Annotated in this window: 25 protein-coding genes; 16 read left to right on the top strand and 9 right to left on the bottom strand. The window is 70.8% G+C overall.

Annotated features, from left to right (window positions below; translation table 11 throughout):
- Window positions 1–16: 16 nt before the first annotated feature.
- The 8 genes from ACFQS2_RS07980 to ACFQS2_RS07945 all read left to right on the top strand — a co-directional run bounded on the left by ACFQS2_RS07980 (window position 17) and on the right by ACFQS2_RS07945 (window position 7,498).
- Window positions 17–673, top strand: a complete 657-nt coding sequence (locus tag ACFQS2_RS07980; RefSeq protein ID WP_377793294.1) for a mismatch-specific DNA-glycosylase — start codon at window positions 17–19, stop codon at window positions 671–673.
- Window positions 674–799: 126 nt separating this feature from the next.
- Window positions 800–1,822, top strand: a complete 1,023-nt coding sequence (locus ACFQS2_RS07975; RefSeq protein WP_377793293.1) for an iron-siderophore ABC transporter substrate-binding protein — start codon at window positions 800–802, stop codon at window positions 1,820–1,822.
- Window positions 1,819–2,874 (top strand): FecCD family ABC transporter permease, encoded by a 1,056-nt coding sequence (locus ACFQS2_RS07970; protein ID WP_377793292.1) that lies wholly within the window; start codon window positions 1,819–1,821, stop codon window positions 2,872–2,874. The genes ACFQS2_RS07975 and ACFQS2_RS07970 overlap by 4 nt, the downstream gene beginning before the upstream one ends.
- A complete protein-coding gene (locus tag ACFQS2_RS07965) occupies window positions 2,871–3,956 on the top strand; it encodes a FecCD family ABC transporter permease (protein ID WP_377793291.1) in 1,086 nt (361 codons plus the stop codon). The genes ACFQS2_RS07970 and ACFQS2_RS07965 overlap by 4 nt, the downstream gene beginning before the upstream one ends.
- A complete protein-coding gene (locus ACFQS2_RS07960; RefSeq protein WP_377793290.1) occupies window positions 3,953–4,783 on the top strand; it encodes an ABC transporter ATP-binding protein in 831 nt (276 codons plus the stop codon). Before ACFQS2_RS07965 ends, ACFQS2_RS07960 begins: the two co-directional genes overlap by 4 nt.
- A 35-nt stretch (window positions 4,784–4,818) precedes the next feature.
- Window positions 4,819–5,781 (top strand): RimK family alpha-L-glutamate ligase, encoded by a 963-nt coding sequence (locus ACFQS2_RS07955; protein WP_377793289.1) that lies wholly within the window; start codon window positions 4,819–4,821, stop codon window positions 5,779–5,781.
- A 128-nt stretch (window positions 5,782–5,909) separates the two neighbouring features.
- A complete protein-coding gene (locus ACFQS2_RS07950) occupies window positions 5,910–7,082 on the top strand; it encodes a Vms1/Ankzf1 family peptidyl-tRNA hydrolase (protein ID WP_377793288.1) in 1,173 nt (390 codons plus the stop codon).
- Between the two features lie 86 nt (window positions 7,083–7,168).
- Window positions 7,169–7,498, top strand: a complete 330-nt coding sequence (locus ACFQS2_RS07945) for a plasmid stabilization protein (protein ID WP_377793287.1) — start codon at window positions 7,169–7,171, stop codon at window positions 7,496–7,498.
- 3 nt (window positions 7,499–7,501) lie between these two features.
- Here ACFQS2_RS07945 and ACFQS2_RS07940 read toward each other — a convergent pair whose 3' ends face one another.
- From ACFQS2_RS07940 to ACFQS2_RS07930, 3 genes are read right to left on the bottom strand one after another with little or no spacing between them, the layout of a single operon-like run.
- Window positions 7,502–8,116: an endonuclease gene (locus ACFQS2_RS07940; protein WP_377019379.1), complete on the bottom strand. Its 615-nt coding sequence runs from the start codon at window positions 8,114–8,116 to the stop codon at window positions 7,502–7,504.
- Between the two features lie 30 nt (window positions 8,117–8,146).
- The gene (locus tag ACFQS2_RS07935) at window positions 8,147–8,929 is read right to left on the bottom strand and encodes an SCO1664 family protein (RefSeq protein ID WP_377793286.1); all 783 of its coding nucleotides are present in this window, start codon (window positions 8,927–8,929) and stop codon (window positions 8,147–8,149) included.
- On the bottom strand, window positions 8,926–9,573 hold the full coding sequence (locus ACFQS2_RS07930) for a histidine phosphatase family protein (RefSeq protein WP_377793285.1): 648 nt from the start codon (window positions 9,571–9,573) through the stop codon (window positions 8,926–8,928). The genes ACFQS2_RS07935 and ACFQS2_RS07930 overlap by 4 nt, the downstream gene beginning before the upstream one ends.
- A gap of 57 nt (window positions 9,574–9,630) precedes the next feature.
- On the opposite strand from ACFQS2_RS07930, the gene ACFQS2_RS07925 reads away from it, so the two are divergent.
- From ACFQS2_RS07925 to ACFQS2_RS07905, 5 genes are all read left to right on the top strand, one after another.
- Window positions 9,631–11,016 carry a sigma 54-interacting transcriptional regulator gene (locus tag ACFQS2_RS07925; RefSeq protein WP_377793284.1) on the top strand — a complete coding sequence of 462 codons (1,386 nt, stop codon included), beginning with the start codon at window positions 9,631–9,633 and terminating at the stop codon, window positions 11,014–11,016.
- Window positions 11,017–11,047: 31 nt separating this feature from the next.
- Window positions 11,048–13,042, top strand: a complete 1,995-nt coding sequence (locus ACFQS2_RS07920) for a VWA domain-containing protein (protein WP_377793283.1) — start codon at window positions 11,048–11,050, stop codon at window positions 13,040–13,042.
- Between the two features lie 195 nt (window positions 13,043–13,237).
- Complete coding sequence (locus ACFQS2_RS07915; RefSeq protein WP_377793282.1) at window positions 13,238–14,608, top strand: TerC family protein; 1,371 nt, start codon at window positions 13,238–13,240, stop codon at window positions 14,606–14,608.
- A gap of 604 nt (window positions 14,609–15,212) precedes the next feature.
- Window positions 15,213–16,208, top strand: a complete 996-nt coding sequence (locus ACFQS2_RS07910) for a transglycosylase family protein (RefSeq protein ID WP_377793281.1) — start codon at window positions 15,213–15,215, stop codon at window positions 16,206–16,208.
- 173 nt (window positions 16,209–16,381) lie between these two features.
- Entirely contained in the window at window positions 16,382–18,226 is a 1,845-nt protein-coding gene (locus tag ACFQS2_RS07905) for a DNA/RNA non-specific endonuclease (RefSeq protein ID WP_377793280.1), read from the top strand.
- Between the two features lies 1 nt (window position 18,227).
- Here the strand turns inward: ACFQS2_RS07905 and ACFQS2_RS07900 are convergent, their stop codons facing one another.
- Window positions 18,228–18,593, bottom strand: a complete 366-nt coding sequence (locus ACFQS2_RS07900; RefSeq protein WP_377793279.1) for a nuclear transport factor 2 family protein — start codon at window positions 18,591–18,593, stop codon at window positions 18,228–18,230.
- A 110-nt stretch (window positions 18,594–18,703) separates the two neighbouring features.
- Between ACFQS2_RS07900 and ACFQS2_RS07895 the strand changes: the two genes are divergently transcribed.
- Both ACFQS2_RS07895 and ACFQS2_RS07890 read left to right on the top strand, forming a co-directional pair.
- Complete coding sequence (locus ACFQS2_RS07895; protein WP_377793278.1) at window positions 18,704–19,474, top strand: MerR family transcriptional regulator; 771 nt, start codon at window positions 18,704–18,706, stop codon at window positions 19,472–19,474.
- 194 nt (window positions 19,475–19,668) lie between these two features.
- A complete protein-coding gene (locus tag ACFQS2_RS07890) occupies window positions 19,669–20,499 on the top strand; it encodes a SurA N-terminal domain-containing protein (protein WP_377019393.1) in 831 nt (276 codons plus the stop codon).
- Window positions 20,500–20,517: 18 nt separating this feature from the next.
- Here ACFQS2_RS07890 and ACFQS2_RS07885 read toward each other — a convergent pair whose 3' ends face one another.
- Genes ACFQS2_RS07885 through ACFQS2_RS07875 form a run of 3 tightly spaced genes read right to left on the bottom strand, consistent with a single transcriptional unit; the run spans window position 20,518 to window position 23,539 of the window.
- The gene (locus ACFQS2_RS07885; protein WP_377793277.1) at window positions 20,518–22,023 is read right to left on the bottom strand and encodes a tripartite tricarboxylate transporter permease; all 1,506 of its coding nucleotides are present in this window, start codon (window positions 22,021–22,023) and stop codon (window positions 20,518–20,520) included.
- Window positions 22,023–22,526, bottom strand: a complete 504-nt coding sequence (locus ACFQS2_RS07880) for a tripartite tricarboxylate transporter TctB family protein (RefSeq protein WP_377793276.1) — start codon at window positions 22,524–22,526, stop codon at window positions 22,023–22,025. Before ACFQS2_RS07880 ends, ACFQS2_RS07885 begins: the two co-directional genes overlap by 1 nt.
- A complete protein-coding gene (locus tag ACFQS2_RS07875; RefSeq protein ID WP_377019396.1) occupies window positions 22,523–23,539 on the bottom strand; it encodes a tripartite tricarboxylate transporter substrate binding protein in 1,017 nt (338 codons plus the stop codon). Before ACFQS2_RS07875 ends, ACFQS2_RS07880 begins: the two co-directional genes overlap by 4 nt.
- Before the next feature lie 117 nt (window positions 23,540–23,656).
- On the opposite strand from ACFQS2_RS07875, the gene ACFQS2_RS07870 reads away from it, so the two are divergent.
- Window positions 23,657–24,001 (top strand): universal stress protein, encoded by a 345-nt coding sequence (locus ACFQS2_RS07870; RefSeq protein WP_377019398.1) that lies wholly within the window; start codon window positions 23,657–23,659, stop codon window positions 23,999–24,001.
- Window positions 24,002–24,017: 16 nt separating this feature from the next.
- Here ACFQS2_RS07870 and ACFQS2_RS07865 read toward each other — a convergent pair whose 3' ends face one another.
- Together ACFQS2_RS07865 and ACFQS2_RS07860 are read right to left on the bottom strand one after the other, a co-directional pair.
- Window positions 24,018–25,583 (bottom strand): GMC family oxidoreductase, encoded by a 1,566-nt coding sequence (locus tag ACFQS2_RS07865; protein WP_377793275.1) that lies wholly within the window; start codon window positions 25,581–25,583, stop codon window positions 24,018–24,020.
- On the bottom strand, window positions 25,580–26,170 hold the full coding sequence (locus tag ACFQS2_RS07860) for a hypothetical protein (protein WP_377793274.1): 591 nt from the start codon (window positions 26,168–26,170) through the stop codon (window positions 25,580–25,582). Before ACFQS2_RS07860 ends, ACFQS2_RS07865 begins: the two co-directional genes overlap by 4 nt.
- Between the last annotated feature and the right edge of the window lie 87 nt (window positions 26,171–26,257).

Raw genomic sequence — 26,257 nt, 5'->3', positions numbered from 1 at the left:
GACGTACAGTGCCCGGATGAGCACGCGCCTCCCCTCTCCCCTGGCCGGCCGCAGGCCCACCCGCGAGGATCTCGCCCGCTTCGCCGCCCTCGAGGGCGATGCCATGGACGATGTCCTCCCGGACCCATCGCGCGGCGAGCAGCTGCGGCTGCTGATCGTCGGCATCAACCCGGGGCTGTGGACCGCCGCGGTCAACGCGCCCTTCGCCCGGCTGGGCAACCGCTTCTGGCCCTCCCTGCACCGCGCGGGTCTCACCCCGCACCTGATCGACGCCTCCCGCGGGCTGAGGGCCGAGGACGAGCAGGCACTGCGCGAGCGCGGCATCGGCATCACGAACCTGATCGGCCGGGCCACCGCGCGCGCCGACGAGCTCGGCCGGGCAGAGCTGCGCGAGGCCGGTGAGGTGCTCGGCCGCCGTGCCGCCGAGCTGCGGCCGGCCCTGGTGGCCATCGCCGGGATCACGGCCTTCCGCGCCGCGTTCGCGGTGCCGCGGGCGCAGCTGGGCCCGCAGGAGACCGCAGGTCTGGCCGGGTGGCCGGCGGAGGTGGCGCTGTGGGTGGTGCCCCAGCCCAGCGGCCTGAACGCTCACGCGACCGTGGAATCGCTGGCGGCGACCTGGCGGGACGTCGCCCGCCGCGCGGGAGTCCCGCTCGAGGATCCGCACGACCAGTGACACCCAGTTGCACGCAACACTGCTGTTGCGTATTTTGATGAGGCAAGCCTTAGCTGTTCTTCTCCGGGCCGTGTCATGCCCGACCGGCGCCCGCCTCCGCGCGCGGCCACTGACGAAAGGCCTCTCATGACCCGTCTGTCCCGCCGCGCATTCGCCGGTTCCGCCGCCGTCCTGGCCGCCGCCCTCGCCGGCTGCTCCTCCTCCGGCCAGGCCGAGGAGGGCGGCTCCTCCGACGTCGGCGGAGATGGCGAGATCACGATCGAGCACGCCTTCGGGACCACGGCCATCCCGGCGGCCCCCGAGGTCATCACCACCGTGGCGTGGGCCAACCACGAGGTGCCGCTGGCCCTCGGTGTGGTGCCCGCGGGGATGGCCGCGGCCAACTTCGGTGACGACGACGGGGACGGGGTCCTCCCCTGGGTCGCCGAGAAGCTCGAGGAGCTGGGGGCCGAGACCCCGGAACTGTTCGACGAGTCCGACGGCATCGACTTCGAGGGCGTCGCCGACACCGCGCCCGACGTGATCCTCGCGGCCTATTCGGGCCTGACCCAGGAGGACTACGACACCCTCACCGCGATCGCCCCGACCGTGCCGTTCCCGGAGATCGCCTGGGGCACGCCCTGGCGCGAGATGATCACCGTCAATTCCACCGCGATGGGGATGGCCTCCGAGGGCGAGGCGCTGATCGCCGAGCTGGAGACCGAGATCGAGGACGCCGCCGCCGGGCACCCCGCGATCGCCGGCAAGAACGCCATGTTCCTGACCCACGTGGACACCATCGACCTCTCCGAGATCAGCTTCTACACGGCCCACGACACCCGCACGATGTTCTTCGAGGATCTCGGGATGGCGATCGCCCCCAGCGTTGTCGCCGCCTCCGAGGACGCCACGGAGTTCTCCGCGACGATCAGCGCCGAGCAGGCCGACGTGTTCCACGACGTCGACATCATCGTGACCTACGGCGACGAGACCCTGATCGAGGCCCTCGAGGCCGACCCGCTGCTCTCCCAGATCCCCGCCGTCCGCAACGGTGCCGTGGTGAACCTGCCCAGCGACAGCCCGCTGGGCACCGCGGCGAACCCCACCCCGCTGGCGATCTCCTACATCCTCGAGGACTACCTGGCCGAGCTGGACCGCGCCGTCTCGTGACCGCGACCGCCCCGAGCTCGGCCCCGGCCACAGCAGGCACCGCCGCCACGCTGCGGCGGTCGGCGCGCACGCGCACGCTCTGGCTGCTGGTCACGCTCGCGGTGCTGACGGCACTGATGGCGCTCTCGGTCACCATCGGCTCGCGCGAGGTCGGTGCGGCCGACATCCTCGCGGCTCTCGGCGGATCGACCGACGGATTCGGGCCGGCCGCGGTCGCCACGCGCATCCCCCGCACGCTGCTCGCCATCGCCGCGGGCGCCGCGCTCGGCGTCTCCGGTGCCGTGATGCAGGGCGTGACCCGCAACCCGCTCGCCGACCCCGGCATCCTGGGGATCAACACCGGTGCGTCGCTGGCCGTGGTGATCGGCATCGCCCACTTCGGCCTCACCGCCGCCTCGAGCTACATCTGGGTGGCGATCGTCGGCGCCGGCGCCACTGCGGTGCTCGTCCACACGCTCGGCTCGCTCGGCCGGGGCGGAGCCACCCCGCTGAAGCTCGCCCTCGCCAGGGCGGCCACCGGTGCGGCGCTGACCTCCTTCATCAGCGCTGTCGTGCTGCCCCGCTCCGACATCGGCGACAGTGTGCGCTCCTGGCAGATCGGCGGGGTGGGCGGCGGCACCTACGCCTCCCTGCAGCAGGTCGCCCCGTTCCTCCTCGGCGGTCTCGTGCTCAGCCTCCTGTCCGCACGGGGGCTGAACACCCTGGCGCTCGGGGACGAGCTGGCGGCCGGACTCGGCGAGCGCGTCGCCGTGACCCGGGCGGTGGCCGCGCTCGGCGCCGTCGTGCTGTGCGGAGCGGCGACCGCGGTGACCGGCCCCATCGGCTTCGTCGGCCTGGTGGTCCCTCACGCGTGCCGGCTCCTGATCGGCGTGGACCACCGCTGGCTGCTGCCCTTCAGCGCGGTGGCCGGGGCGGCCCTGCTGACGGCGGCCGACGTCCTCGGTCGCATCGTCGCACGCCCGTCCGAGCTGGACGTCGGCATCGTCACCGCTCTGCTGGGAGCGCCGGTCTTCATCGCCATCGTCCGACGCCAGAGGCTGGCCTCCCTATGAGCGCCACGCTGAGCACGCGAACGCACGCTCCGAGCAGCACCGCTGCGCCCACGACCGGCACCCTGGCACGGGTCACCGCGGCCCGGCGCCGGCGCCGCACCCGCGCCGCCGTGACCGTCATCGTCCTCGCCACGGCGATCCTGCTGGTCTTCTGTCTCTCGCTGATGGTGGGGCGGACGTTCTACACCCCCGCCGAGGTGCTGGCCGTCATCGCCGGCCAGGAGGTGCCCGGGGCGAGCTTCACCGTGGGCAGGCTGCGGCTGCCCCGCGCCGTGCTCGCGGTCCTGGCCGGGGCGTGCTTCGGTCTCGGCGGTGTCACCTTCCAGACCATGCTGCGCAACCCGCTGGCGAGCCCCGACATCATCGGCATCTCCTCGGGCGCCAGCGCCGCGGCGGCCTTCGGGATCGTGGTCCTCGGCCTGTCCGGCCCCGCGGTCTCGCTGCTGGCCATCCTCGCGGGCCTCGGCGTCGCCGTGCTGATCTACCTGCTGGCCGCGCGGGGCGGCATGGCCGGGATGCGGCTGATCCTGGTGGGCATCGGAGTCGCGGCGATGCTCCAGAGCCTGACCGACTGGGTGCTCACCGGTGCCGGCCAGTGGGACCTGCAGGAGGCGCTGCGCTGGCTCACCGGCAGCCTGAACAACACCTCCTGGCAGCAGACGGTGCCGGTCCTGGTCGCGCTCGCGGTGCTGGCCCCGGTGCTCCTCTCCCGCACCGGCGATCTGCGCGCCACCCAGCTCGGGGACGACGCCGCCCAGGCCCTCGGCGTACGCGTGGGCCGCACCCGGCTGATCGTCGTGGTCGCCGCCGTGGGGCTCATCTCCTTCGCCACCGCCGCCTGCGGGCCGATCGCCTTCGTCGCGTTCCTGTCCGGTCCGATCGCCGCCCGACTGGTCGGTCCGGACTCCTCCCCGCTCGTCCCCGCCGCTCTGGTGGGCGCACTGCTGGTGCTCGTCGCGGATCTGCTGGGCCAGTACGCCACCGGTACCCGCTACCCGGTCGGCGTGGTCACCGGCGTGCTCGGGGCCCCGTACCTGATCTTTCTCATCATCCGCGTGAACCGTCGAGGGAGCACCCTGTGACCAGTGACCACACCCTGCGCGTCCAGGAGCTGACCCTCGGCTACGGCGAGCGCACCGTCATCGAGGGACTGGACCTCTCGGTGCTGCCCGGGAAGGTCACCGCGATCGTGGGCGCGAACGCCTCGGGCAAGTCGACGCTGCTGCGCTCGATGTCCCGCCTGCTGACGCCGCGGGCGGGCCGGGTGCTGCTGGACGGCCAGCAGGTCCACCGCATGCCCGCCAAGCACCTGGCCCGCCTCCTGGGACTGCTTCCCCAAGCCCCGATCACGCCCGAGGGGATCACGGTCGCCGATCTCGTAGGCCGCGGGCGGCACCCGCACCAGGGGGTCTTCTCCCCCTGGAGCCGCGCCGACGACGACGCGGTCGCCGCCGCCCTGGACGCGACCCGCACCGCGGACCTCGCCGACCGGCCGGTCGACGAGCTCTCCGGCGGGCAGCGCCAGCGGGTGTGGATCGCGATGGCGCTGGCGCAGGAGACCGATCTGCTGCTGCTGGACGAGCCCACCACGTTCCTGGACGTCAGCCACCAGGTCGAGGTGCTGGACCTGCTGACGGATCTGAACCGGGCCCGCGGGATCACCATCGTCATGGTGCTGCACGACCTGAATCTCGCCGCGCGCTACTGCGACCAGCTGGTGATGCTCGCCTCCGGCGCCGTGCGCGCGTGCGGCCGCCCCGCCGAGGTGCTCACGGAGGACCGCGTGCAGGAGGTCTTCGGCCTGACCAACCGGGTCATCACCGATCCGGTCTCCGGGCTGCCGCTGATGGTGCCGATCGGCCGCCATCACGGTCGAGCGCTGGAATATCCGGCCGCCGATGCGCATTGACGAAGCGCCCAGACATCGCCGACGAGGAGAAGACCATGAGTACCTCCGCCGCCACCGGTGAACCGGCCGTGCACGTGCTGCACGACAACCCCGAGTGGATGCCGCCCTTCCGCCGCGCCTTCGAGGCCGAGGGCGTGCCACTGGTGGAGTGGCCGCTGGGGCAGGGCACCCTGGACCTGGACTCCGAGCCGCCGCGCGGGGTGTTCTGGTCGCGGCTGAGCGCCTCCTCCCACACCCGCGGCGCGCCTCTGGCGAAGGACGCGGCCCGCTCGATCACCAGCTGGGCCGCCTCCCGGGGCCGGCGCGTGGTGGGCGGCCGCGACGTCGCCGACCTCGAGGTCAGCAAGGTCATCCAGCACTCCGTGCTGCGCAGCGCGGGCTTCGACGTGCCGCGCACCGTGGCCGTCCACGGCCGCGCGGGCCTCCTCGAGGCGGCCGGGAGCATCGAGGCCCCCTTCATCACCAAGCACAACCAGGGCGGCAAGGGCCAGGGCGTGCGCCGATTCGAGGACCACGCCTCCTTCGCCGCGTACGTCGAGGGCGAGGAGTTCGAGGAGGCGGCCGACGGGATCACCCTGCTGCAGGAGCTCCTGGTCGCCGCCGAGCCGGCCATCACCCGCGCCGAGTTCGTCGGCGGCGAGTTCGTCTACGCGGTCCGGGTGGACACCTCCGGCGGCGGCTTCGAGCTGTGCCCCGCCGAGGCGTGCGCCGTGCCGGAACCGGGCGTCGAGCCGGAGCCGATGTTCCGAATCCGCCCCGAGGTCACCGCCGAGGATCCCCTGATCCGCGGCTACCGGGACCTGCTGGCGCGGCACGGTATCGAGATCGCCGGCGTCGAGTACATGCGGACGGTCGACGGCCGCGCCGTCACCTACGACATCAACACCAACACCAACTACAACCCGGACGTCGAGAACGGTCTCGAGGTGCCGGCGGCCCGGCACATCGCGCGCTGGCTCGGCGGTCTGCTGCGTCAGGAGACCGGCGGCGAGCACTGACTCGGCCACCGCCTCGGGATGCCGCTTGCGGCGGCCCCCACCGCGTGGAAGGGTGGGACGACCCACGCGGTGCAACGAGGCCGAGCTGGGAGCTCGGTCCCCGCACGTCGAGCACGCAGGAGGTCACAGTGAAACTGCCCTGGCTCAAGCCGGCACTCGAACGGTCCGGTCCCTTCACCTCGGTCCACCTCGACACCACCAGGACGGATCCGCACTCCGCCGCCGAGCTCGAGACGCGTTGGTCGCAGATGCGCTCCTCGCTCGCGGCCGACGGCGCCCCGGACGACCTGCTGACCCGGATCGAGGAGACGGTGCTCAGCCCGTCCCCGATCGGCGGCCGCCACGGCCGCACGATCATCGCCACCGACGACGAGATCCTCATCGACCGCGTCCTGCCCGTGCCGCCGCTGCAGGAGTCGGTGCACCGGGGCGAGTCGCCTCAGCTGCTGCCGCTGCTGCAGCTGACGCCGTTCGCGGTCAGCCAGCTGCTGATCGTCGTGGATCGAGCGGGCGCTGATCTGCATCTGCGCGCCCCGGAGAATCCGTCGATCGCACAGGGGCCCAACGGGCTGGGCGCGGACGACACGGTCGAGGGCGGCCACGACGAGCTGCACAAGGCCAACCTCGGCGGCGGGACCCAGCACGGCTGGCGCGCCAACAACTACGAGGCCCGGGTCGAGGACTCCTGGGAGCGCAATGCCGACGCGGTCGCCGAGAAGGTCGACCGGATCGTGCGCGAGCACGACCCCGACATGGTGCTGCTCAGCGGCGACGTGCGCGCTATGAGCCTGTGCAAGGACGCCGTGGGCCGTGAGGTCCGGGAGCGGCTGCAGGAGGTCTCCGGCGGCACCCGCGGCGTGGCGCTGGAGCGCGACTCGTTCCGCGAGGTCGTCGCCCGCACCACCCGGGAGTTCATCGACGAACGCCAGCGCGCGCTCTCGGAGCGGTTCCACGAGAGCCAGGCCCGCGACGGCGCCTCCGTCGGCGGTGCGCGCGAGGTGGGCCAGGCCCTGGACCGCGGTCAGGTCGAGGAGCTCATCTTCGTCTCCGGCACCGAGCCGGACGGCATCGAGAGTGTGCTGCGCCGGGCCATCCTCACCGACGCCTCCGTCTCCGCGCTGGAGGCGGAGTTCGACGGGATCCCGGAAGGCGTCGGCGCCCTGCTGCGCTGGCGCGACGAGGCCACCCCGTCGAACCGGATCGGCAGCATGAGCGGAGACACCCAGCGCGAGGACGCGGTCGAGCCCGAGCGCGAGGAGCCCTCGCCGCGGGCCGAGGAGGAGGAGCAGCTGCGCAGCTGAGAACCGCTTGGTCCGGGCGCTCGACGCTCGGGGCGAGGACTTCCAGTATGGAGATGGATGAGTTTCCCTGAGGGAAGGAGCCGATCATGCCCGAGGCATGGAGCGAGAAGCGCGAACGGCAGTACGAGCACGTCAAGGACAGCGTGAAGGACCAGGGCCGCTCGGAGGACACGGCGGAGGAGATCGCCGCCCGCACGGTCAACAAGACGCGGGCCCAGGAAGGCGAGGCCGACGAGGCCTCGAAGACCTCCACCGAGGACAAGTCCCCGTCCGAGCGCGGCGGCGAGCGGTCCGGCCAGGGCCCCCAGGGCCGCACCAAGGACCAGCTGTACGAGGACGCCAAGCGCCAGGGCGTCGAGGGCCGCTCGAAGATGGACAAGGACGAGCTGGAGGACGCGGTCGAGGACCGCGAGTGAGTCCTACCCCTCCAGCGCGACCCGCACCAGGGCCGCAGCCAGCCGGGGCCGGTCGCCGGGGTCGATGAGGGCGTCCAGTGCCGCGACGTCCTCGGGCAGCCCGGCGCGCCGGGCCCCGTCCAGTGCCTTGGCATCGAGGAACGGGCCCAGCTCCGGCCAGATGCCCTGCACCTCGCGGACGAAGATCGCGGCGCCCGTCGGCCCGATGCCCGGAAAGGCCTGCAGGAGATCCAGGACGCCCTCACGATCCTCGGCCTGCTCGCGGAGCCGGCGCAGGTCACCGCGGTACTCCTCGAGCAGCAGCTCGGCACCGTCCCCGAGCCGCGTCGCGGTGGACTCGTCGTACCGGCGGTAGTGCCCACGACCGAGTGCGTCGACCCGCTGCTGCCAGCTCGCCTCACGCATCCGCTGCGGCGTGCGATACCCGGCGCGGGAGAGCTCGATCGCGGCGTCCACCGCGATGTCGGCGCTGATCCGGGTCGACAGCAGCGTGGACAGCACCAGCAGCCGGTACAGCGGCGAGGGCTTGTCCCGCAGCGTGATGCCCGCCTGCTGGGCATAGGTGGTCCCATACGTCTCCAGCAGCTCGGCGACGGTCTTCTCGTGCTCCCGTGCCATCCTTCGCTCCTCTCAGATCAGCGGCCAGGCTCAGATCAGCGGCCAGGGGAATCGCATCCCCGTCGGGTCCCCGGGCAGCTCGCCGACCGCGGTGAGCCAGCGGGCGCGTCCCTGCAGCGCTCGCACCTCCGCGGGCTCGAGCAGGTCCGCGACCTCTGCGGGCACCTCGTCGACGACATCCCACAACGACTCCAGAGTCTCGTCCTCCAACGCCTCCCCGGCGAAGTCCCAGATCACGGTGCGCAGCTTGAGATCCTCGGAGAAGCACAGCCCGTGGTCGATCGCCCACACCCGCCCGTCGGTCCCACGCAGCACGTGACCCGCCTTGCGGTCCGCGTTGTTGGCGAGGATGTCGAAGACGGCCAGTCGCCGCAGCTGCTCCTGGACGTCCTCGCCCGCCCCGTCGGCCGAGGCCTCCAGCAGACCGAGCCCGAAGGGGTCGCCGAATCCCTCGAGCACGACGGGCAGAACGTGCCCCGTGCTGCGCGTGTACAGCGTGAAGTAGTGCTCGTCCGGGTCGTGGTGGCGGAACAGCTGGTAGGAGCCGACCCCGAAAGGTCCGTCCTCGCGGATGACCGTCGGCGGCACCAGGCCCCAGCCCAGATGCTGCGAGAGCAGGTAGGCGGCCCGCTCCCGCCGATACAGGCCGGGTGGGAAGTCGTGCAGGGGCCGCTCGCCCAGCTCGGGCTTGTACACCGCGTGCACGTCAGCGCAGGCCTCGCCCAGCCGCACCAGGAACGTCTCGTTGCTCGAGCCGACGATCCCGCCGAGCAGCTCGATCGGCTCCGTCTCGAGGGCGTGGAGCTCGGTCACTGCGCGGTGAGATCGGCCAGGGGGCGGGTCCCGGAGTTCGTCAGCAGCACCACCGGGTTCCCGTCCTCGGGGTACTGGACGGCGGAGACCGATGCCGGGGAGACCGACAGCCTCTGCATCGCATCCAGACCACCGGCCAGGGCGTGGGCGAGCAGACTGCGGATCGGATCGGCGTGGGAGAAGCACACCACGGTGCCGCCGGGGTGCTCGGTGCGCAGGCGCTCGACGAGCGAGACCATCCGGTTCTGCATGTCGGTGAAGCTCTCCCCGCCGGGAAAGGTGAACTGCGAGGGCGCCGACTGCACGGTGCGCCATTCGGGCAGCCGCGAGAGGTCGGCGAGCTTCTGCCCGGTCCACTCCCCGACGTCGCACTCCAGCAGCAGCTCCTCGTGCCTCAGAGTGAGCCCGGTGCGCTCGGCCGTGGGTGTCGCCGTCTGAACGGCCCGCTCCAACGGCGAGGTCAGCAGGGCGCTCAGCGGGCGCTGCACGTGGCGCTCGAGCAGCCGCTCGGCCACCTGCTCGGCCTGGGCGCGACCGGAGTCGGCCAGGTGCAGGCCGCTCGCCCGCCCGGGCAGCAGGGTGCCGGTGGTCGAGGTGGTCCCGTGACGCACCAGCAGGACCAGGGTGCCCGTGTTCTCGCTCATCGACCACAGAGTAGGCACCCCTCCCCCGCGAAGGACAGAGAGGTCTACCGTGTGGGTGTGAGCCAGAAGCCTGAGATCACCACCCTCGGCGAGCTGCGCGCCGCCGGATACACCCACCGCACCCTGCGCGAGGAGATGCGCGAGAACCTGCTCGCCGCCCTGGCCGAGGGCCGCTCCCCCTGGCCCGGCATGCACGGCTTCGAGCAGACCGTCATCCCGCAGCTCGAGCGCGCCATCATCGCCGGTCACGACGTGGTCCTGCTCGGTGAGCGCGGGCAGGGCAAGACCCGCCTGCTGCGCACCCTCGTCGGTCTGCTCGACGAATGGGTCCCGGCCGTCGGCGGCTCGGAGCTGCACGAGGATCCCTTCGACCCGATCACCGACGCGACCCGCGAACGCCTCGCGGCCGAGGGCGAGACCCTCCCGATCGTCTGGCTGCACCGCAGCGAGCGGTACGTCGAGAAGCTCTCCACGCCCGATACCTCGGTGGCCGACATGATCGGTGACGTCGACCCGATGCGGGTCGCGGAGGGTCGCCGGCTGGGTGACCCCGAGACCATCCACTACGGGCTGGTCCCCCGCGCCAATCGCGGCATCGTGGCGCTGAACGAGCTGCCCGACCTGGCCGAACGCATCCAGGTCGCGCTGCTGAACGTCATGGAGGAGCGCGACGTGCAGGTCCGCGGCTACGTGCTGCGGCTCCCGCTGGACGTGATGGTCGCCGCCTCGGCGAACCCGGAGGACTACACCAACCGCGGGCGGATCATCACCCCGCTGAAGGACCGATTCGGCGCCGAGATCCGCACCCACTACCCGCTCGAGATCGCCGACGAGATCGCCGTGACCCGCCAGGAGGCCGAGCTCGCCGCCGCGGTGCCCGACGTACTGCTGGAGATCCTCGCCCGCTTCACCCGCAACCTGCGTGACTCCGCGGCCGTGAACCAGGCCTCCGGGGTCTCGGCCCGCTTCGCCATCGCCGCCGCGGAGACCGTCGCCGCGGCCGCCCTGCACCGCGCGACCGTGCGCGATGACGAGGCCGTGGCCCGGCCCGTCGACCTGGAGACGGCGATCGACGTTCTCGGCGGCAAGGTCGAGTTCGAATCCGGCGAGGAGGGGCGCGAACTCGAGATCCTCGAGCACCTGCTGCGCACCGCCACCGCCGAGACCGTCCGCGAGCACTTCCGCAACCTCGACCTGGGCCCGCTGGTGGAGGCCTTCGACGGGTCCCAGACCGTCACCACCGGCGACAAGGTGACGGCCACGGAATTCCTCGAGTCCCTGCCCGAGCTGTCCGCCCCGGAGATGTACGACGAGATCGCCGAACGGCTCGGCGCGCACAGTCCCGGTGGGCGGGCCGGGGCGATCGAGCTGGCCCTGGAGGGCCTGTTCCTGGTCCGCCGCCTCTCCAAGGAGAGCGGGGCCGGGGAGACGGTCTACGGCTGAGTGCTCCTCGGCCGAGAAGGAGGATGACGCGATGCCCCGACCCCAGCGCCGCGCCCGCTACGGGCGGTTCACCGGAGGCCCCGATCCGCTCGCGCCCCCCGTCGACCTCGCCGAGGCCCTCGATGCCGTCTCCGAGGGGGTCATGGACGGCTATTCGCCCGAGAACGCCCTGCGGGAGTTCCTGCGCCGCGGCGGCCGCAGCCGTGAGGGACTCGACGAGCTCGCCGGCCGCGTCCAGCAGCGGCGGCGCGATCTGCTGAGCCGGCACCGCCTCGACGGCACGTTGCAGGAGGTCAAGAAGCTGCTGGACAAGGCGGTCCTCGCCGAGCGCGGGCAGCTGGCCCGAGACACCGAGATGGATCCCACCGACCGCACACTGCGGGAGATGACGATCGAGAACCTGCCCAGCTCCACGTCGGCCGCGGTCACCGAGCTCGCCGGCTACGACTGGGCCTCCACCGAGGGCCGGGAGACCTATCAGCAGATCCAGGAGCTGCTGGGCCGGGAGATGCTCGACCAGCGCTTCGCCGGGATGAAGCAGGCCCTCGAAGGAGCGACCGACGAGGACCGCGCGGCCATCACCGAGATGCTCCGGGACCTCGGCGACCTGCTGGAGAAGCACGCTCGCGGCGAGGACACCTCCCAGGACTTCGACGGGTTCATGGCCAAGCACGGGGACGCCTTCCCCGAGGACCCCCAGGACATCGACGAGCTGATCGACGTGCTGGCCCAGCGCTCGGCCGCCGCCGCGCGGATGCTGCGCTCGATGACGCCCGAGCAGCGCGAGGAACTGATGGCACTGTCCGGCCAGGCCTTCGGGTCACCGGAGCTGATGGCGCAGCTGGCCCGCATGGACGGGGCTCTGCAGGCGCTGCGCCCGGGTGAGGACTGGACCGGTTCGGAGTCCTTCGACGGGGAGGAGGGGCTCGGTCTCGGCGAGGGTGCGGGCGTGATGCAGGACCTCGCCGATCTCGACAATCTCGCCGAACAGCTCTCGCAGTCCTACGCGGGCTCGAGTCTGTCGGACCTCGACATCGAAGCCCTGACCCGGCACCTGGGTCAGGACGCTGCGGTCTCGGCCCGCACGCTGCAGGAGCTCGAACAGGCCATGCGGGATTCCGGGTACCTCAGTCGCTCCGCCGACGGGACTCTGCGGCTCTCCCCCGCCGCGACGCGGAAGCTGGGCGCGTCCCTGCTGCGCGACACCGCGAGCAGACTCTCCTCCCGCACCGGGGCCCGCGAGACCCGCCAGGCCGGCGCGGCCGGCGAGCAGACCGGGGCCACGCGCCCGTGGCAGTTCGGCGATGCCGAGCCGTGGGACGTCGGCCGCTCCCTGACCAATGCGATCACCCGCACCGCCGGCGAGGGCGGCGACCCCGGTGCCGGGGTGCACCTGCAGGTCGAGGACATCGAGGTGCGGGAGACGGAGGCCCGCAGCCGGGCGGCCGTCGCACTGCTCGTGGACACCTCGTTCTCGATGGCGATGGAGGGCCGCTGGGTGCCGATGAAGCGCACCGCCCTGGCGCTGCACCACCTGATCAGCACCCGATTCCGGGGCGATGCGCTGCAGCTGGTCTCCTTCGGCCGCTACGCACGCACCCGCGAGATCGGCGAGCTGCTGGCGCTCGAGGCGGTGCACGAGCAGGGCACCAACCTCCACCACGGGCTGATGCTCGCCGGACAGTTCTTCCGCAAGCACCCCGGCATGCAGCCCGTGCTGCTGGTGGTGACCGACGGCGAGCCCACCGCGCAGCTGCTTCCCGGCGGCGAGTCCTGGTTCTCCTACCCGCCCGAGGCCGAGACGATCACCGCCACCGTGGCGGAGCTCGACCGACTCGGCCGGGCCGGGGCCTCGACCACCTTCTTCCGGCTCGGGAACGACCCTGGCCTCACCAGGTTCCTGGCGGCGATGGCCCGACGCGTCGGCGGCACCGTCGTCGCCCCGGACCCCGAGGATCTCGGGGCGGCCGTGGTCGACGAGTTCCTCCACGCCCACCGGGACACCGGGCCTGACGACCTGCTCTGAGGTGCCCTTGCTCTCAGCGTTCTCGCGGGCGTTCAGGGCTCCTGTGTAGACTCCGTGTCGGCAACGGGGGAGTATCCGCCACGCTGCGCACGTCATCACGAGAACTGACGAGGGTTCTCCGGGCGCAACGGCCCGCCGACAGGAATCGGCGGGTGGAGAGACCCGGGTCCATACAGCGACCCGGAAAGCAGGACCATGACTGTCTCCCCACTCATCTGGGCCCTCACGATCGCCGTGATCGTGGGCCTGTTGGCCTTCGACTACATCTTCCACGTGCGCAAGGCGCACATCCCCACGATCCGCGAGGCCGCGGTCTGGTCGTCGATCTACATCGCGATCGCCGTCGTCTTCGGCCTGCTCGTACTGCTGTTCGGCGGCGGCCAGGCAGGCGGCGAGTACTTCGCCGGCTACATCACCGAGAAGGCGCTCTCGGTCGACAACCTCTTCGTGTTCCTCGTGATCATGAGCAGCTTCCGCGTGCCGCGCGAGGACCAGCAGAAGGTGCTGCTGTTCGGCATCACCTTCGCGATCATCGCCCGCACCGGCCTGATCGCCGGCGGCGCCGCGATCATCGAGCACTTCGCCTGGGCGTTCTACTTCTTCGGCCTGATCCTCCTGCTGACCGCGGGCAACATGCTCAAGCCGGAGGACGAGGACAAGGACGACGCCAACAACTTCGTCGTCCGCCTCGCCAAGCGCGTGCTGCCGACCACCGACGTCTACGACGGCGACCGCCTGACCACGCAGGTGGACGGCAAGCGCGTGATGACCCCGATGCTGCTGGTCATGGTGGCCGTGGGTGGCACCGACGTGCTGTTCGCGCTCGACTCGATCCCGGCGATCTTCGGGCTGACGCAGAACACCTTCATCGTCTTCACCGCGACCGTGTTCTCGCTGCTGGGCCTGCGGCAGCTGTACTTCCTGCTCGACGGCCTGCTGGATCGCCTGGTCTACCTCTCCTACGGCCTGGCGGCGATCCTGGGCTTCATCGGCGTCAAGCTCATCCTCCACGCGCTGCACGAGAACGAGCTCGGCATCATCAACCACGGCGAGCCGGTCCCGGTTCCCGAGGTCACGACCTCGCTCTCCCTCGGGGTGATCATCACCGTCCTGACCCTCACGGTCATCGCGTCGCTGGTCTCGCGGCGCGGACGCGCACAGAACACCGTCTCCAGCGCCCGCCGCGACGCCGAAGCGTACGTGTCGATGACGTACACGTCCTTCGAGCAGGAGCGGGAGCGCGTGTACCGCCGCCTGATGGAGAACGAGGAGAAGCTGAAGAACCTGCCGGAGAAGTACCAGGACCTGGTACACGAGGAGAAGTCCCTCAGCGAGCTGCTGGACGATGCCCACGCGATGGCCCAGAAGCGCTGGAGCGATCGTCAGGGCGGCATGCGCAGCGACGAGCACCCCGAAGGGCTGTCGACCATCGGGCCCGACGGCAAGGTCCGCAAGGACGCCGACGGGAACATCCTCGTCGAGGATCCCCGGGCAGGCTCCGCTCCGGCGGATCAGTCCGGAGACTCGGCCTCTCGTGAGGAGAACGACGGCCCCGAGGAGCGCTGACCTCCGCGCTTGATCTCCTACGGGAGGAACGTCGACCCGGGCCCCGTCGCATAGCGGCGGGCCCGTCGACGTCCCCGGGTGATGAGGTGCCGCGACGCCGGTCTGATCCCGTCCCCTTCGCGTGACGTGCTGCCACCGGGCCGGTCGGGGCTTTGATCGACACCGCCCGCTGACCGTTCCCGCCGCGCGATCCACCCGACCCGGAGCCCGACCGCCTGCGCCCTGCCATTCCGTGGCGGCGAGCTGGCCGCACCGCCGCGGTCCGGTGCGTCGGAAATGCGACGGTTCGCCATCGGAACCGGCCGCACACACCACCTTCACTAAGCCTCCTGGAGGCGCACGTCACTATCGTTGTTATAGCCCCGTGATCTGAGGAACAAAGGGCGCCTACATCACATGACGTGCGCGAACACGTGAGGGCATCTCCATTCATGCAGGTCACAGCACCGACATCGCCGTCGCCGAATGTCATAGTCCTGAAACGCAAGAGTAAAAAAGCCGTCACCCCTCCCCCATCTCTCTTGCCTTCAGGGGGAGTGCGGGCCCTACCGTGGCCGACGTTCGAGATACGCGAGATACGCGAGACATCCGAAAGGACGTGTTCATGCCGAAGCACAACACGCATGCCATGAGGACCCCGGCCCTGCGCCGTGGCCTGACCCGTACCGCCGTCACCCTCGCCGGTGGCGCAGTCGTCGCCACCGGCATGCTGGCCGGCGGCAGCGCAGCGAACGCCGCGGGCGGCTGGGACGACGTCGCGCAGTGCGAGTCCGGCGGCGACTGGTCCATCAACACCGGTAACGGTTACTACGGCGGCCTGCAGTTCAGCCAGCAGACCTGGGAAGGCTACGGCGGCACGCAGTACGCCCCCAGCGCCGATCAGGCCTCCAAGAGCGAGCAGATCGCCATCGGCGAGAAGGTCCTCGCGGGCCAGGGTGCCGGCGCATGGCCGAACTGCGGCGTGCACCTCAGCGGCGGCGCCGAGACCGGCGGTGCTCCCGCTGCGTCCGACGACGAGGGCGAGGAGGAGAGCTCCCAGCAGGAGGACTCCCAGCAGCAGGAGTCGCAGGAGCAGGAGCAGGACTCCCAGGAGCAGCAGTCCGGCGAGCAGGAGCAGCGGGAGTCCCGCGAGGACGACAGCAGCAGCCGCGACGAGGACCGCAGCGAGCGCAAGGACGAGGAGGATTCCCAGCAGAAGCAGGATGAGTCCGAGCAGTCCGAGTCCGAGGAGCAGCAGTCCGAGCAGGCTCAGGAGTCCGAGAAGCCGGAGCAGGTTGAGCAGCCGGAGAAGTCCGCCGGCGAGCCGGGCTCCAAGGCGACCGGTGACCTCTCCGTCGCCGGCACCCTCGAGGTCGACGGCAAGGTCGGCCCCAAGACCATCACCGCGCTCCAGGATTGGCTGGGCGTCGAGCAGACCGGTGAGATGGACGAGGAGACCACCCTCGCGCTCCAGGCGTGGGCCAACACCGAGCAGGACGGCGTGATCGGTGAGGACACCGTGGCCGGCCTGCAGCACGAGATCGGTGCCGCCCAGAACGGTTCCGACGAGATCGATGAGGACACCGCGGAGGTCCTGCAGACCTTCCTCAACCTCTACTGATCCTTCTGCGGCACGACGCCGCTGACGCGAGATCACCGCGTATCCGACCGGCCGGGTCGTCCTCAGGGACGGCCCGGCCGTTCGTCGTCCTCGCCGGGGCCATGCGCCCGTGACGGACCGATCCTTCACGTCCCCGTCCCCCGCGCGTCACCCCCGCCTCCCAGACTGGAGCCATGAGCGCGAGCACACAGGGACCCGGAGCGACCATCGAGCAGATGCGGACCTGGATCCGCCGCTGGGGCCGGCTCTATCTCGAGGACGGCAACGTCACCTCCCTCGGCATCGGCACCAAGGAGGTCGAGGGCGAGCGCACCGGCGAGGTATGCATCCAGTTCACCGTGCGGGCGAAGCTGGCGCCGGCCGAATTGGAGATGGCCCCCACCCGAGCTCTGCCCGAGGCCGTCGACATCGAGTCCGTCGAGGTGCCGACCGACGTGATCGAACGGGTCTACGTCCCCTCGTACCAGGTGGTGCCCGAGGCCTTCGACGAGGACCGCAAGGGACGCATGGACCCGTTGCGTCCCGGCGTCAGTATCTCGCACCCGACGGTCTCGGCGGGCACCGCGGGCGCCATCGTCCACGACCGGAGGACCGGAGCGCCGGTGGTCCTCTCGAACTGGCACGTGCTGCACGGTCCCGAGGGGACGATCGGGGACGAGGTGCTCCAGCCCGGCACCCATGACGACAATTCCGGTGATCCGCGCAACGTCTTCGGCCGCCTGCTGCGGTCCCATCTCGGGGCGGCAGGCGACGCGGCCCTTGCCTCGCTCGACCAGCGCGGGAGTGATCCCTCGCTCCTGGAACTCGACGTGGTTCCCGAAGAGATCGGTGATCCCGAGCTCGGCGATCGCGTGGTGAAGTCCGGCCGCACCACGGGCGTCAGCCACGGGGTCGTCTCGCGCATCCACACGATGGTCGCCCTCGACTACGGCGACGGCGCCGGTGAGCACAGCATCGGCGGCTTCGAGATCGAGCCGGATCCACGGCGCACCGGCCAGCAGACGGCGCTCAGCGACGGCGGGGACTCCGGGGCGGCGTGGATGCTGAAGGCCGGCAACGGCCACACCTCGTCGGTCCTCGGCGGGCTGCACTTCGCGGGCGCGGATTCGGCCGACGGGCAGGAACGTGCCCTGGCCTGCTATGCCTCGTCCGTCCGCACGGCACTGGGATTCTCCCTCTCCCCCGCCACCGCGCAGGCCGAGGCGGCCTCCCGGGCGAGCGCCCGCGGCTACGATCCCGACTTCCTCGCCGAGCCGGTGCCGTTCCCGGAGCTGGCGGCGGAGCATCGCGAGGATGCGGCCTGCGTCGACGGATCACCCGTGGTGCCGTACACGCATTTCTCGCTGGTCCAGTCGGCCTCCCGACGCTTCGCGCGGGTCGTCGCCTGGAACATCGACGGCGCACGCCTGCAGCGGATCAGCCGGGACGGGATCGACTTCCGCCTCGATGACCGGCTCCCGGAGGACGCCCAAGCCGGCGAGGACCTGTACCGCGGCAACGACCTCGATCGGGGGCACATCGCCCGCCGCGCCGATCTCACCTGGGGTGAGCGGGCCGAGGCCCGGCGCGCCAACGAGGACTCCTTCTGCTTCACCAACATCGCCCCGCAGATGGCGCGGTTCAACCAGTCCGGCCGCGGCGGTGTCTGGGGCGAGGTGGAGAACTCCCTGTTCGACCAGGTCGAGGTGCAGGATCTGCGGGTCAGCGTGGTCGGCGGCCCGGTCTTCGGCGAGCAGGACCGGGAGTACCGCGGCGTGCGCCTGCCCCAGGAGTTCTTCAAGGCCGTCTACTACATGGTCGACGACGAGCTGCGCGTGCAGGCCTTCCTGCTGGCGCAGGATCTCGGTGGGCTGGAGCGCCTGGACCTCTCCGCCTTCTCGACCTACCTGGTGGATCTCCAGGAGCTGACCTCGCGCACCGGACTGGCCTTCGCTCCGGCGGCTGCGGGGGCGCACGGGGCCCGCGCGGAGAAGCTGGAGCCGACGGTGCTGGAGTCCCCGGAGCAGATCCCGTGGTGACTCAGGTCGGCAGGTAGGTGCGGACCTCCCGGATGCGGGCCGTCCTGGCGGCGCCGGCGAAGCGGAGTACGTGGCAGAAGTCCGCGCGATCCTCACCGCGGATCAGGTAGCCGTCGCACGCGGCCCCTCGGCCGTGGTTGACGACTGTGAGGATCTCGCCGCGCTCGGCCTCGAAGGGAGGCGGCACGATCGCGGGTCCGCCGTGGGAGGCATCGGGTCCGTCGGCGCCGACGCGGACCCAGCGGGCATCGTCCGTGAGCCACTCGCGTATGGCGTCATGATCGCCCGAGGCCCAGGCCGCGGCGACGTCGGCCACGATCGCCATGCGCGGTGAGTTGCCGCAGTCCCCGGGCATCGTCATCTCCATGGCTCGCCACCCTACGGTTCGGGGCCCGGTTCGGAATACCCCTTGCGCTTGACGCGACGTCAAGCGTCACTGTGGTCCATGCACCACGGTGGAGAGAGGAGGAACCGGACATGGCCGGCAACACAGAGCAGGAGTGGTCGATGCAGGACGTCGTCCGCCGCTCCGGCACGACCAGCCGCACCCTGCGCCATTACCAGCAGGTGGGGCTCTTGACGCCCTCCCGCACCGGGCACGGCGGTCAGCGGTTCTACGACCGGGACGGACTGCTGCGCCTGCAGCGGATCCTGGTGCTGCGCGAGCTCGGCCTCTCCCTGGCGGAGATCGGCCGCGTGCTCGAGAAGCAGCTGGACGTGGCCGACGCGCTGCGTGAGCACGTGCGGCAGCTGGAGCGTGAACGGGAGCGCCTGGCACAGGCGGTCGCGTCGGTGCGAGCGACCCTTTCGATGATCGAGACAGGAGGAGGACTCATGGCAGAGAAGATGTTCGAGGGATTCGACCATACGCAGTACAAGGATGAGGTCGAGGAGCGCTGGGGTGCGCAGGCCTATGCCGATTCCGAGGCATGGTGGAGGTCTCTGGACGAGGCCGGGAAGCAGGCGTTCCAGGCGGAGCTGACCGACCTGATCGCCGCTTACGACGACGCCGCCCGGCGCGGGGTCGCCGTGGACAGCGAGGAGGTGCGGGCCCTGACCCGCCGGCTGTACGACTGGATCAGTGCCGGCTGGGGCGGGAAGGCTCCCGACGCGGAGGCGTTCATGGGGCTCGGTGAGATGTATGTCGCCGATCCTCGATTCGCGAAGACCTTCACGCTCGAGGGCCGGGAGCTCGCGCCCTACGTGCGCGATGCGATGGCCGTCCACGCCGCGGAGGAGCTGGCGTAGACCCAGCGCACGGCGTCGCCGGCGGCCCGAGCTCTCTCGGGCCGCCGGCGACGCCGCGTCCGGGAAGGCCCGTAGAGGGCGTCGGTCCTGCGCCTCACCAGTGGCGTTATCTGACCGTTATCTGAGTATTCCTGCAACACGGTGCCAGGTTTCGGGTTGTAGCGTCGCCCGGGCCGTCAACCTCAGGAGGCACAGTGAAGGTCCCCAGCACCTCGACAATCCGCAATACGCTCGCCGCCGCCTCGCTGGCGGCTGTCGTGGCCCTCGCGGGCTGCAGCGGAGATCAGGCCGCTCCGTCGGGCGCCAGCGACGGAGGCGGCCAGCAGCCCTCCGTCAGCGACGGGGGCGGCCAGCCGCCGGCTCCCAGCGACGGAGGCGGCCAGCAGGCTCAGCCCGACGTCTCGGACGTCCCGGACGTCGTCGCCGAGGTCAACGGTGAGGAGATCACCAAGGACGAGTTCGTCCAGGCCTACGAGAGCCAGTTCCAGCAGGCCTCCATGCAGCAACAGCAGCAGGGCGGCGGCGAACCGCTCGACCAGGCGAAGCTGAAGGAGCAGGTCGCCGCTCAGCTGATCGACAACCGACTCGTGCTGCAGGCCGCCGATGATGCCGGTATCACGCCGACCGAGGACGACATCGACGCCCAGCTCGAGCAGTTCGCCGCGCAGCAAGGCGCAGGGTCGGTCGACGAGCTCGTCAAGGCCGCGGAGCAGCAGGGCATCTCCGAGGAGGATCTGCGAGCCGACGCATCCGACAACTTCCAGCTCACCGGCTATGTCGATCAGGAGGCGGGCATCGAGGAGCCGAGCGAGGAAGAGGTCAAGAAGCAGTACGACCAGCTCGTCGAGCAGTCGAAGTCCGGCGGTCAGCAGCCCCAGTCCGGCGGCCAGCAGCAGGAGATCCCGCCCTTCGAGGACGCACGCGACAAGCTCGCCGAGGACATGCTCATGAAGCAGCGGCAGGAGGCGCTCCCGCAGATCACCGAGGACCTGCGTGAACAGGGCGAGGTGACCGTCAACCTCTGAGGGTCGGCAGCGCCCGTGTCAGACGTCCCGGCGTGTGCGCCTGCGCACGGCGGCGCGGACCGAGAGGGCGATGACCACGGCCAACAGGACGTAGATGCCGATGGTGATGGGGCTGGAGACCAGCACCCTGGGGTCGCCGACGGACGAGAGCAGCGCATCGCGCAGTGAGCTCTCTGCCAGCGGCCCCAGCACCATGCCGATCATCAGCGGTGCCAGCGGGTAGTCGTAGCGGCGCATCACGAAGCCGAGCACGCCCACGGCCAGGAGCAGCAGCAGATCGAAGACGGCACCCGAGGTCGCGTAGATCCCGAGCCCGCAGAACAGCGTGATCCCGCCGTACAGGTAGGGCTTGGGGATCAGCAGCAGCTTCGACCACAGCTGGGCGAAGGGCAGGTTGATGATCAGCAGCACCACCATCGCCAGGAAGAAGCTGGCCAGCAGAGCCCAGACCAGCTCGGGGCTGCGATCGAACAGCAGCGGGCCGGGCTGTAGCCCGTACTGGCGGAACGCCGCCAGCATGATCGCCGCGGTAGCCGAGACGGGCAGGCCCAGCGCCAGCAGCGCACCCATCGCCATGCCGGTGGTGGCGTTGCCCGCCGCCTCGGGGGCGGCCAGGCCGCGGATCGCTCCCTTGCCGAACATGGGCACCCGACGCCGGCGGTCCAGCCTGCGCTCCGCCTCGTAGGCCAGGAAGGTGGGCACCTCAGCGCCGCCGGCGGGGACCACGCCGAACGGCAGACCGATGAGGGTGCCACGGCCCCAGGCCGGCGCGGCCTCGGCGAGCTCGTGGCGGCTGAGGAACGGCCGGCCGGCGGCGCGGATCTGCAGGTCCTCCCGGTCGCGCCGAACGCGGGAGGCCACGGAGAAGACCTCGCCGAGGGCGAGGATGCCGACGGTGACGGTGACCAGCGAGATGCCGTCGAAGAGCTGCGGCGCTCCCCCGGTGAACCGCTCCATCCCCGAGACCCCGTCGATCCCGACCAGAGTGATCCCGATGCCCAGGACCAGCGCGGCCAGCCCCTTGAGCACGTTGTCGGCGACCACCGAGGAGGTGGCGACGAAGGCGAACAGGGCCAGGGCGAAGAACTCCGCGGGCCCGAAGCTGGCCGACAGCGCCACCAGCGCCGGGGAGAGGAAGACGACCAGGACCGAGGCCACCATGCCGCCGATGAACGCGCCGATGGCAGCTGTGGCCAGGGCCTGCGGTGCGCGTCCGTCGTTCGCCATCCGATGGCCCTCGAAGGTCGAGGCGATCGCGGAGGCCTGCCCCGGGGTGTTCAGCAGGATCGCCATCGTCGAGTCCCCGAAGAGCCCGCCGAAGTAGACCCCGGCGAACAGGATGAACGCGGCGGTGGGATCCAGGGCGAAGGTCATCGGCAGCAGCAGCGCCACCGCCATCGAGGAGCCCATTCCCGGCAGCACGCCGACGGCGGTGCCGAGCAGGCAGCCGACGACGACCCACAGCAGGTTCATCGGGGTCAGGGCGCCGGCGAAGCCCTGCATCAGCAGATCGAGCTGCTCCATCAGAAACCGCCTCCCAGAATGCCGGAGGGAAGCACCAGGCCGAGGCCGGTGGCGAAGATCAGGTAGACGAGCGAGCTGAGGAACAGCGCCACCAGGATGTCGAACACGGGCCGGCGGGAGCCGAAGCCGTGCGCCGCGCACCAGAACAGCAGGCCACCGGCGAGGATCCAGCCCAGCCAGGGCAGCAGCAGCGCGAAGGCGAGGAAGCCGCCCGCCACCCAGGCCAGGGCGACGAAGTCCGAGTGGGTGCGGTAGCGCCGCCCGGAGGTCTCCTCGGCCGGTTCGGGGTGGCGGAGCACGCCGATGGCGAGCAGCACGGCCAGCAGCAGTCCGACCGAGCCGAGGATCACCGGCACGAACCGGGGACCGGGGAACTCGGCCTCCCCTGCCTCCAGCAGAACCGAACCGATCAGCAGGTACAGGCTGAGGGCCGCGATGATCGCCGGCATCAGCAGCGCCGAGCGGCCGTGCCAGAAGCTCGTGGTCCTCTCCATCTCGCTCATCCTCCGATCTCCTCGAACAGCCCGGCGATGCGGTCGGTCTCCTCGGCGACGTACTGCGTGAGCTCTTCGCCGCTCAGCGGCACCTCGACCCAGTAGTTGCGCTCCACGGCGTCCTGCCATTCAGGGGTGGCGACGGCTTCGTCGATCAGGGCCTCGAGCTCCGAGACCTCCTCGTCGGTCACCACGGGCGGCGCGAACAGCGCGCGCCAGTTGGTCAGGGTCACGTCGTAGCCGAGCTCGGGCAGGGTCGGGATGTCGACGCCCTCGAGGCGCTCCGGGGCGACGACGCCGAGGGCTCGGAGCCTTCCACCCTGGACCTGGGGATAGATGTCGGCGAAGCCGCCCGCGGTGGCCTGAGCGGTTCCGTTCAGGAGGGCCTGGATGGCCTCGCCCCCGCCGTCGGAGGGGATATAGGTCGACTCCGCCGGCGCGATCTCCGAGGCCAGCGCGAGGTCCGTCATCACGAGCTGGTCGAAGGAACCGCCCCCGGTCCAGGCCAGGGACGGAGGATCCTCCCGCCACGCCGTCACCAGTGACTCCAGATCCTGATGCGGGGAGTCGGCGGGCACGGCGATGAGGTCGTACTCCTCGATGACGCGGGCGATCGGGGTGACATCGGTGATCACGGACGAGGTGTCGAACTGGATCTGCGCCGCGATCTGGCCGGTGCCGCCCACCATCAGCGTGTTCGGCTGGTCCATCTGGCTGACGCTGCCCAGAGCGATGGTGCCGCCCGCACCGGGGACGTTCACCACCTGCACATTGCCCACCAGGGAGTTGGCACGCATGGTCTGCTGCATCTCGCGCTGGAAGGCGTCCCAGCCGCCGCCCGCTGCCGCGGGAGCGACCAGGGTCAGGGCGGAACGGATGTTGCTGCCGCCCGAGGCGGAGCGGATCGACTCGTAGCCGGCGGCTGCGATGACAGGGACCGCGAGGATCCCGAACCCGATGCTGAGGGCGCGGCGGCGGGTCGGGGATCCGGCCGGCGGCGGGCTGTCTGCCGCATGGGGCATGGGCACGACTCCTTCGTCATGAGGTGGCCCGACAGTCTAAACACCCTCACCACCGCCGGTGCCGTCGCGACCACGCGTCGGCTAGGGTGCCTGGCACGAACCCCCGAAGGAGCGCCCATGTCTGTTCTCGTGGCAGGAACCGCCACTCCCGCCGGCCGGGCCGCCTACCGCTACGGGATCAGCGAGGCCCGCCGCCGCGGGGAGGACCTCGTCTACTTCCTCATGGACGGCGAGCACACTCCCTCCCCGGACCTCGGCGAAGTCGTCGAGCAGGTCGAACGGCCCGACGAGCGCGGCCACTCCGAGGCCGGCGACCTCATCGACCGGGCGGAGCGCGAGGACATCTCCGCCGTCGTGATCGGCGTGCGTCACCGCTCGGCGGTCGCCAAGCTCTTCCTCGGCTCCTTCGCCCAGCAGATCATCCTTGAGGCGAACAAGCCCGTCATCTGCATCAAGCCCTGACCCCGTCGGCGCAGACTCAGACTTCCCCCTTCGACAGCGCATCAGCCAGGTACTCCGCCTGCCGGATGGCCAGGGCGACGATGGTCAGGGTCGGGTTCGCGGCCGCCCCGGTGGTGAACTGCGAGCCGTCGGAGACGAACAGGTTCGGCACGTCGTGGGCGCGGCCCCACTTGTCCACCACACCGTCCTCCGGCCGTTCGCTCATGCGGCAGGTGCCGAGGTTGTGGGTGGAGGGGTACGGCGTGGTGCGGTGCGTGCTCACGGCGCCGACCGCGTTGTACAGCGTGGTCGCCGCCCCGTAGGCGTGCTTGCGCATCGCGACGTCGTTGGCGTGGTCGTCGAAGTGGACGTGGGCGGCCGGCAGTCCGTGCTGGTCGGTCACGGTCGCATTGAGGGTGACCGCGTTGGACTCCTGGGGCATGTCCTCGCCCACCAGCCAGCATCCGGCGGTGTTCTCGTAGCCGTCCAGCAGCTTGGTGAAGTCCGGTCCCCAGGCGCCGGGCTCGACGAAGCTCGCCATGAAGGCGGGGCCCAGGGAGATGGTCTGGATGTAGTAGCCGCCGGCGAACCCGCGCGCGGGGTCGTGCACGGATTCGTCGGAGATGTTCCCGGCCATGGTCTCGCCCCGGTACATACGCACCGGCTTGTCGAACTGGGCGTAGACGCTGCCGGTCATGTGACGCATGTAGTTGCGCCCCACCTGACCGGAGGAGTTGGCGAGCCCGTCGGGGAACATCGAGGAGGAGCTGAGGTGCAGCAGCCGCGGCGTCTCGATCGAGTTCCCGGCCACGCACACGACCTTCGCCGCCTGCCGGTGGAGGTTGCCGTCCTTGTCGAGATAGATCACGGCGTTCACGCGGCCGGTGCGGTCGTGGAGGATCTGGCAGACGTGCGAGTCGGGTCGCAGATCCAGCTTCCCGGTCTCCAGGGCGCGCGGGATCTCGCGGACCATCGTCGACCACTTGGAGCCGTTCTTGTCGCCCTGGAAGTTGAAGCCGTCCTGGATGGAGGCCGGTCGGCCGTCGTACGGGGCGGCGTTGGTGCCGTAGGGCCCGGTCGCGTAGTAGCGATAGCCGAGCTTCTCCGCGCCGGCGGCCAGGACCTTGTAGTTGTTGTTCGCCGGCAGCGGCGGGCGGCCACCGCGATGGGTGGAGCCGATCGCGTCCTCGGCGCGCGTGTAGTACGGCTCGAGGTCGTCGTACGAGAGCGGCCAATCCATCAGGTTCGCCCCGTCGATGCGACCGTAGGTGCTGCGGGCCCGGAACTCGTGCGGCTTGAAGCGCGGGGTCGCCCCGGACCAATGGGTGGTGGTGCCGCCGACGGCCTTGACGATCCAGGCCGGGAGGTTGGGGAAGTCCCGGGCGATGCGCCAGGAGCCCGACGTGGTGCGCGGATCTGTCCACGCCATCTGGTTGAAGGCCTCCCACTCGAGGTTCATGTAGTCCTCATTGCGCAGGTACGGGCCGGCTTCGAGGACGACGCACTCGATGCCCTGCTTCGTCAGCTCGTAGGCCAGGGTGCCGCCGCCGGCGCCGGAGCCGATGATGACGACGGTCTCGGTGTCGTGGTCGATGGTGCTCATGCCTGCTTCGTCCTTCCGTTGCCGACTCGGCCCGCCCTGGCGCGACTCTGCCCGGCGGGCACCGCGGCACCGCGGGTGCTGCTGGTGCTGGCGGCCGTGGGCAGATCGGAGACGACCTCCTCGAGGGGCTCGCCGTCGTACTCCTCGATCCGGGGATCAGGCAGCCAGTCGAGGTCGTCGAATCCGCGGTCGATGTAGCCGCCCTGGTCGAAGGACGGCCCTTCGTAGCCCAGCGCCTCCCATACCTCCTCGTCCTCGTAGAGGGTGACCACGCTGGTCTGACGCACGAACCCGAAGTAGGTGGTGTGCTGGATCCTCCCCAGCAGCGGCAGTGCCTGCTGCGGCGTGAGCTCGTGGAAGATCCCGCCGGCAAGTCCCTGCAGGGAGTCCAGACCCTGGGCGAGCTTGACCCGCATCCAGGTGTTCTCCTCCGCCTGCTTCCGCACCACCGCGGCGGTGCGCTCGTAGGCCGCGTCGGGGACTCGCTCGTGCGGGAACGCGGCTTTGATCAGGGCGACCAGTGTGCGGTCGGCTTCCTGTGTCCCTTCGACGTCGTTGACGGCCTCGCTGCTGCGCGATGCGCTCATGACATCTCCTTCCCACTGCGTCGTCGTCAGTGATGTGGAGCACAACCTAGGAACGGCCCCCAGCCGCGGCAACTCCGCTTATCGCGG

It is taken from the genome of Brachybacterium sp. GCM10030267, from assembly GCF_042666875.1.
In the GTDB taxonomy this organism is placed as follows: Bacteria; Actinomycetota; Actinomycetes; order Actinomycetales; family Dermabacteraceae; genus Brachybacterium.
Note: the sequence above shows the minus strand (reverse complement) of the source record. Positions and strands in the feature narration are given on the sequence as shown.